5 protein-coding genes are annotated in these 8,397 nt (G+C 45.8%); all 5 read left to right on the top strand.

Translation table 11 applies throughout. From position 1 onward, the window contains the following. On the top strand, positions 1-1,089 hold a 1,089-nt coding region (locus WS42_RS13640; RefSeq protein WP_046451259.1), incomplete at its 5' end, for a DNA-directed RNA polymerase subunit beta. 76 nt (positions 1,090-1,165) lie between these two features. Continuing rightward, positions 1,166-5,425 carry a DNA-directed RNA polymerase subunit beta' gene (gene rpoC, locus WS42_RS13635; RefSeq protein ID WP_046451258.1) on the top strand — a complete coding sequence of 1,420 codons (4,260 nt, stop codon included), beginning with the start codon at positions 1,166-1,168 and terminating at the stop codon, positions 5,423-5,425. A 228-nt stretch (positions 5,426-5,653) separates the two neighbouring features. Further along, positions 5,654-6,229 carry an RNA polymerase sigma factor gene (locus WS42_RS13630; protein ID WP_046451257.1) on the top strand — a complete coding sequence of 192 codons (576 nt, stop codon included), beginning with the start codon at positions 5,654-5,656 and terminating at the stop codon, positions 6,227-6,229. An 85-nt stretch (positions 6,230-6,314) separates the two neighbouring features. Next, the gene (locus WS42_RS15675) at positions 6,315-7,457 is read left to right on the top strand and encodes a FecR family protein (protein WP_195446739.1); all 1,143 of its coding nucleotides are present in this window, start codon (positions 6,315-6,317) and stop codon (positions 7,455-7,457) included. A gap of 148 nt (positions 7,458-7,605) precedes the next feature. Then, a partial coding sequence (locus WS42_RS13620) for an STN domain-containing protein (protein WP_286728674.1) occupies positions 7,606-8,397 on the top strand: 792 nt, incomplete at its 3' end.

Here is an 8,397-nt window from a genome sequence, read left to right as displayed (position 1 = left end):
AAATCGAAAGCTGCAGGTAAGACGATCCTGGCTGAAATCGACGAACAATTCGAACGGAAAGTAGGTGATTTAACCGATTTGCTGATCGACAAATTGTTCGAACTGACCAATGGGAAGACTTCTCAGGGAGTGAAGAATTACCTGAATGAAGATGTTATTCCGAAAGGCGTGAAGTTTACGCTGAAAACTTTGCAAAATCTGAATTATCTGGAAATCAATCCGAACAAGTGGACGACAGATAAACAGAAGAACGATATGATCCGTGATTTGCTGCACAACTTTGTGATCAAATACAAGGAGATCGAAGGACAGATGAAGCGTAAAAAATATAATGCTACTGTCGGAGACGAACTTCCTTCCGGCATCATCAAAATGGCTAAAGTTTACGTAGCGAAAAAACGTAAATTGCAGATCGGTGATAAGATGGCAGGACGTCACGGTAATAAAGGTATCGTATCCCGCGTTGTAAGGGTTGAAGATATGCCGTTCCTGGCCGACGGTACTCCGGTGGATATTTGTTTGAATCCGTTGGGTGTACCTTCCCGTATGAACCTGGGACAGATTTTCGAAGCTGTATTGGGCTGGGCCGGTAAAGAATTGGGATTGAAATTCGCTACTCCGATTTTCGACGGTGCAAGCCTGGACGATATCAACGCCTATACCGATAAAGCCGGTGTGCCTCGTTACGGTACAACCTACCTGTATGACGGTGGTACCGGTGAACGTTTCGACCAGCCGGCGACAGTAGGAGTGACCTACTTCCTGAAACTGGGTCACATGGTAGATGATAAAATGCATGCCCGTTCGATCGGACCGTACTCGTTGATTACGCAACAGCCTTTGGGTGGTAAAGCTCAATTCGGTGGTCAGCGTTTCGGTGAGATGGAGGTTTGGGCTCTGGAAGCTTTCGGAGCTGCTCATATCCTGCAGGAAATCCTGACCGTGAAGTCTGACGATGTAATGGGCCGTACCAAAACTTACGAGCATATCGTAAAAGGAGAGCCTATGCCTACCCCGGGTCTGCCCGAATCATTCAACGTATTGTTGCATGAGCTGAGAGGACTGGGATTAAGCGTGAACTTGATATAATGTAAAAAGCTATAAGCTAAAAGCTATAGGTAATAAGCCTTTAGCCTTTAGCTTTTAGCCTTTAACTTCAAAAATTATGGCTTTTAGAAAAGATAATAATACCAACAAGCCCAAGAGCTTTACAAAAATTGCTATCGGACTGGCCTCTCCTGAGGAAATTCTGGAACACTCCAGCGGACAGGTGTTGAAGCCCGAGACCATCAACTACCGTACTTATAAGCCTGAACGCGACGGTCTGTTCTGTGAGCGGATTTTCGGTCCGGTAAAGGATTACGAGTGCCATTGCGGTAAATACAAACGCATCCGTTATAAAGGTATCGTTTGTGACCGTTGTGGTGTGGAAGTGACGGAGAAAAAAGTACGCCGTGAACGGATGGGGCATATCCAGCTGGTCGTTCCGGTGGCTCATATCTGGTATTTCAAATCCCTCCCCAACAAGATCGGATATCTGTTAGGATTACCTTCCAAGAAATTGGATGCTGTCATTTACTACGAACGTTATATCGTGGTACAACCGGGTATTATGTCTGAAAAAGGAATCGCTGAGCTGGATATGCTCACGGAAGAGGAATACCTGGACATCGCAGATGCTCTGCCTGCCGACAATCAGCATCTGGACGATGACGATCCGAATAAATTTATCGCTAAGATGGGTGCCGAAGCGATTCAGATGTTGTTGGAACGTCTGAATTTGGACGATCTGTCTTACGAATTACGTCATAAAGCCAATACCGAGACTTCTCAGCAACGTAAAAACGAAGCGCTGAAACGTCTGCAAGTGGTAGAAGCTTTCCGTGAAAGCAAAGAGGTGAATAAACCCGAATGGATGATCGTGAAGGTGCTGGCTGTAATTCCACCGGAATTGCGTCCGTTGGTACCGTTGGACGGAGGACGTTTCGCTACTTCCGACCTGAACGATTTGTACCGTCGGGTCATTATCCGGAATAACCGTCTGAAACGGTTGATCGAAATTAAGGCGCCGGATGTGATCCTGCGTAATGAAAAACGAATGTTGCAGGAAGCTGTCGATTCATTGTTCGACAATTCACGTAAATCCAATGCCGTTAAGATCGAGAATAACCGCCCGTTGAAATCACTCTCCGACAGTTTGAAAGGTAAACAAGGACGTTTCCGTCAGAACTTGCTCGGTAAACGTGTCGACTATTCGGCCCGTTCGGTTATTGTGGTGGGTCCGGACCTGAAAATGCACGAATGTGGTTTGCCGAAAGATATGGCAGCCGAATTATATATGCCGTTTATCATCCGGAAGCTGATCGAACGGGGTATCGTGAAGACCGTGAAGAGTGCCAAGAAAATCGTAGACCGTCGTGATCCGGTGGTTTGGGATATTCTGGAAAACGTATTGAAAGGTCATCCGGTATTGTTGAACCGTGCTCCGACCCTTCACCGTTTGGGTATTCAGGCCTTTCAGCCGAAATTGATCGAAGGAAAGGCTATCCGTTTGCACCCGCTGGCTTGTACCGGATTCAATGCCGACTTCGACGGTGACCAGATGGCCGTTCACTTGCCGCTGGGTAATGAAGCTGTTCTGGAAGCTCAGATCCTGATGCTTTGTGCACATAACATTCTGAACCCTGCTAATGGAGCGCCGATTACAGTGCCTTCGCAGGATATGGTGCTCGGCTTGTATTATATCACCAAACCGCGTAAGGGAGCTAAAGGAGAAGGATTGAAATTCTATTCACCCGAGGAGGTGATTATCGCACTGAATGAAAAGGCGGTAGATTTGCATGCTCAGATACAGGTGAAGATCAAGGATGTCGATCATGCAGGAAATGAATATGTCCATATGATCGAAACGACTGTGGGACGTGTTATTCTGAACCAGTTTACACCGAAGAATTTCCCGTACATCAATACGCTGATTACAAAGAAATCATTGCGTGACATCATTAGTGATGTGTTCAAACGTTGCGGGGTTGATGTGACTGCCAAATTCCTGGATGATATCAAGGACCTGGGATACCGTATGGCATTCGAGGGCGGATTGTCGTTCAATCTGGCCGACGTTATCGTACCGGAAGAAAAGGACGCCCTGTTACAGGAAGGATATGACCAGGTAGAAGAGGTCATGAACAACTATAACATGGGTTTCATCACGAACAACGAACGTTACAATCAGATCATCGATATCTGGACGCATGTGAACGCCAAGCTGACCAATACGTTGATGAAACAATTGGCCGAAGACGATCAGGGATTCAACTCTATTTATATGATGCTTGACTCCGGAGCCCGTGGGTCCCGTGAACAGATCCGTCAGTTGGGCGGTATGCGTGGATTGATGGCAAAACCGCAGAAATCGGGTGCTACCGGTGGTCAGATTATCGAAAACCCGATTTTGGCGAATTTCAAAGAGGGATTGTCCGTGTTGGAGTACTTTATCTCTACTCACGGTGCCCGTAAAGGTTTGGCCGATACGGCTCTGAAAACGGCAGATGCCGGTTACCTGACCCGTCGTTTGGTGGATGTGGCTAACGATATTACAATCACAGAAGAGGATTGTGGTACGTTGAGAGGGGTAACTATCGCTGCTATCAAAAATAACGAGGAAGTAGTTGCTTCACTGTATGAAAGAATCCTGGGACGTGTGTCTGTACACGATATTTACCATCCTCATACCGGTGAGTTATTGGTGAAATCAGGAGATGAAATCACTGAAGAAATTGCCGAAGCCATCGAGAAATCACCGATCGAACGTGTAGAAGTACGTTCTGTACTGACTTGCGAAGCGAAGAAAGGGGTATGTTCGAAATGCTACGGACGTAACCTGGCTACCGGGAAGCTGGTACAGATGGGTGAAGCTGTCGGTACCATTGCTGCACAGTCTATCGGTGAACCGGGTACACAGCTGACCTTGCGTACATTCCACGTGGGTGGTACGGCAGGTAACATCTCGACCGAGAACTCTCTGAAAGCGAAATACGACGGTATCATAGAATTCGAGGAATTGCGTTCTGTAGAATATACACAGGATAACGGTCAGAAATGTGATGTCGTTGTCGGCCGTTTGACTGAATTGAGGATTATCGATAAGAATACCAATATTATCCTGATTACGCATAATATTCCTTACGGTGCGAAACTGTTTGTGAAAGACGGGCAGGAAATCAAGAAGAACGATTTGCTTTGCGAATGGGACCCGTTCAATGCGTTGATCATTACTGAATTCAGTGGTAGGATCGGTTCTGAAAATCTGATCGAAGGAGAGACTTACAAAGAAGAATCGGATGAAACGACCGGTTTCCGTGAAAAAGTGATCACCGAGTTCCGTGATAAGACCAAAGCACCTGCTTTGACCATTGAAGACAAAAACGGGAATATCGTCAAGAGTTATAACTTGCCGGTGGGGGCTCATATCGTAGTGAAAGAAGGAGACGAAGTAACGGCCGGTAGTACGATCGTGAAGATCCCGAGAGCTGTCGGTAAGGCAGGCGATATCACGGGTGGTCTTCCTCGTGTAACCGAATTGTTCGAGGCTCGTAACCCGTCGAATCCGGCAGTCGTTTCTGAAATCGACGGTGAGGTGACTTACGGTAAGATCAAACGGGGTAACCGCGAAATTATCGTGACTTCTAAAGCCGGCGAGGTGAAGAAATACCTGGTTTCTCTGTCAAAACAGATCCTGGTACAGGAAAACGACTATGTACGTGCCGGTACGCCGTTGTCCGACGGAGCGATCACTCCGACCGATATTCTGAATATTCAGGGACCGATTGCCGTTCAGGAATATATTGTGAATGAAGTTCAGGATGTATACCGGATGCAGGGTGTGAAGATCAACGATAAACATTTCGAGATCATTGTACACCAGATGATGCGTAAGGTATTGATTCAGGATTCCGGAGATACCCGCTTCCTGGAGAATCAGATCGTGGATAAGAGCGAGTTTATGGAGGAAAATGACGAGATGTTCGGTAAGAAGGTGGTGATGGAACCCGGAGATTCCGACCGCGTGAAAGCCGGCCAGATTATTTCTGCCCGTACACTCCGTGATATCAATTCTCAGTTGAAACGCCGGGATTTGAGAGTTGTCGAAGCCCGCGATGCTGTACCTGCTACTTCAGCTCAGGTATTACAGGGAATCACCCGCGCTGCTTTGCAGACTTCCAGCTTTATCTCTGCTGCTTCTTTCCAGGAAACGACAAAAGTGTTGAACGAAGCTGCCATCTACGGTAAGGTGGATCCGTTGGAAGGCTTGAAAGAAAACGTGATCTGCGGCCACTTGATTCCGGTGGGTACCGGTATGAAAGAACTCCGGGGATTGGTCGTTGGATCGAAAGAGGAAATGGAGAAAATGCAGGGTAACAAGTAACTGGAGTAAGAGCAAAACGATCGGTTGCTTTTGTAATATAATCCGATGCGGTATCAAATTTATTTGAATACTGCATCGGATTTTGTTTGATTTCTGTGAAGCGAATGTTGATTCATTGATAGTTGATTATTGGGGAAAATATCTTATTTTTGTAACAAAAACTAGCGAATGCACGTGACGTGAGCAGATAGGAAGGTAAATGATTGCGTTGTGAATGATAGGTAATATATGGTGAATCGTCCTGAGCATATATCCGATTTTCAACTGACTGAAAGTAATTTTCATCGTTTGTATCTGGATTATTATCCCTCATTGGTATTGTATGCCCGTAAAATATTGAAAGAGGAGGAAGGATGGGCAGAGGATTTGGTGCAGGATGTTTTTATCCGCACCTGGGAAGCCAACCGGGAAATCCGTGAAGCGGAAAATATCGTGACTTATCTGTACCAGGCTGTCAAGTACCGTTGTCTGAATGAATTACGCAACCGGAAAAGGCATCGGCTTATAGAAGACCACATTGACCGGCCGGGAGATACGAACTTTGAAATGCTCTATTTCGAACAGGAGGTTGTACGCCGTGTTAATGAGGTGGTTTCGCGGCTGGCCCCTAAATGCAGAGAGATCTTTGTAAAACATATGGACGGTTTATCACAACGGGAGATTGCCGAGCAAATGGGTATATCCGAAGAGACCGTTAAAAAACAGAAACAGATAGCCCGGAGAATCATCAAAGAAAAAATCGGAGATTTGTGGTTGCTTTTCTTTCTTTTCCGGGAGAAATCCTCACTTTGTTTGTTGGACTGATTCTAAATCTTAAATTTTTTTATATTTCTTTACCCCTTAGCAAAGAATTAGGTGACTATACTATAAGTGAATAAATACGCTGAATATGGATACACCTATAGAATTGTTGACACAAGCTTTATTAGGAGAGTTGCCGGAGGAGAGGAAACGCTGTTTCGAGGCATGGTTACAAGAAAGTGAGGAACATCGTTTACTTTGGGAAAAGTTTCGTCAGCAAGGATATTTTGAAAATACTTTGTCGGAGCTGCATGCTGTGGATGCAGAAAAGGCTTTCCGTGAGTTTTTAAGGAACCGGAAGCGAAAACGTATGCATCGCCTCATAAAATATGCTGCGGTCCTTTTACCGTTCGCTTTCTTGCTGGGATGGGCCGCCCGGCAAACCTTCAGGCCCGATGAGACGGTAAACTTACCTGCGGGGGAACAGATCGTGCACGGAAAAATAAAAGCACAATTGGTCTTGAGCAATGGAAAGAAATACGATTTGGGAGAGAACGATCGGCTATTGAATGAAGGGCAGGTGAATGTGGTGGCTTCCGGAGGAAAACTGCAATATGAAAACAACGCCGGAGAGCTGGAGGAGGAGATAAGGTACAATGTGTTGGTAGTTCCCCGGGGGGGAGAATACACGTTGGCTTTGAGCGACGGAACTATCGTGAATCTGAATTCCGAATCGGAACTGAAATATCCTGTACTGTTTACAGGCGATACCCGCACTGTCCGGGTTAGCGGCGAAGCCTATTTTGAAGTGGCTGAAGATGCGGCACATCCGTTTATAGTAGAAACTGCGGGAGTAAAGATCGAGGTATTGGGTACCGGATTCAATGTCATGGCTTATCCCGGCGATGCGGAATCTGCTGTGACCTTGGTACATGGAAAGGTCGGTATACAGACCGACCGGCAACAATTGGTATTGCAGCCCGACGAACAATACGTATATCGATCGGAAACCCATCGGGGAACCGTCCGGCAAGTCGATGCCACTCAATATATCGGTTGGAAAGAAGGAATCCTGAATTTTGACGAAATGCCTTTGGATGAGTTAGTACGTAAATTGGGCCGTTGGTACGATGTGGAATTCTTTTTCACATCCGAACAATTGAAACAGTTGAAATTTTCCGGGGCATTTAAGAAGTATGATGATCTGCATTATGTTTTGAATATTATAGAGGAGCTTACAGATGTGCAGTTTGCTGTAAATAATCGTACGGTTATAGTCAATAAAAAATAAAAAACGGTGCGTGCTTCCAACACGCACCGGGATTCTCCCGAAAAGGAAGAATAATTTTAGTTATTCATTAATTCACAAATCTATGAAAAAAAATGCGAATTGGTGGTTTGTTATGCGAAAAAGCAAGCCGCAAAAATTACTTCGGATTATGAAATTGATTTTTTTGATGTGTGTGTGCATCGTGACCTCTGTTTCGGCCAGATCTTTGGCTCAACAGCGGATTACGATGCAATTGGGCGAGACCGGATTAAAGGAGGTGTTTAAAGAAATCGGCCGGCAGACCGGTCAAACGGTCATATACAATGATGACCAATTGAAGTTCGATGGAAAAGTAAAGGCGGATTTTATCGATGTGGAACTCGAAGAGGTGTTGAAACAGGTATTGAAGGATCAAGGGATGTCCTATAAATTTATGGATGATTATATTCTGATCGTCAGACAAAAAGATCTTCCTCAGACAGTCAATGAGATTACGCTCGAAGGTATGGTTGTCGATCAGACGGGAGCGGCTTTGCCGGGGGTAACGGTGTTGGTGAAAGGCACAACCCTGGGAACTTCTACCAATATAGAAGGAAAGTTTTCCCTGAAATTACCGGAGACCCCAAACATGGTGCTGGTGTTTTCTATGATCGGTATGAAATCGAAAGAGGTGACAGTCGGCAAACAACGGGAATTCAAGGTAACGCTGACGGAAGATCAAAGCGAACTGGAAGAGGTGGTGGTCACCGGTATCTTCGAGCGTAAGGCGGAGAGCTTTACGGGATCGACCATCAGCATGAAGAACGAAGATTTGAAACGGGTAGGTAATGCCAACGTTTTCCAATCGTTGAAAAACTTAGACCCGTCCCTGATGATCTTCGACAACATGGAATTCGGTTCCGACCCGAACAAGACGCCGGAGATGCAGCTTCGTGGAGCTTCCTCGATCGACTTGGGCAGC

The organism is Odoribacter sp. N54.MGS-14 (genome assembly GCF_000980295.1).
Taxonomy (GTDB): Bacteria; Bacteroidota; Bacteroidia; order Bacteroidales; family Marinifilaceae; genus Odoribacter; species Odoribacter splanchnicus.
This window is presented reverse-complemented; position numbering and strand designations above follow the sequence as displayed.

Coding starts and splice junctions, on each gene's coding strand:
- rpoC (WP_046451258.1), top strand. CDS start 1,166: ATGGCTTTTAGAAAAGATAATAATACCAACAAGCCCAAGAGCTTTACA.
- WS42_RS13630 (WP_046451257.1), top strand. CDS start 5,654: ATGGTGAATCGTCCTGAGCATATATCCGATTTTCAACTGACTGAAAGT.
- WS42_RS15675 (WP_195446739.1), top strand. CDS start 6,315: ATGGATACACCTATAGAATTGTTGACACAAGCTTTATTAGGAGAGTTG.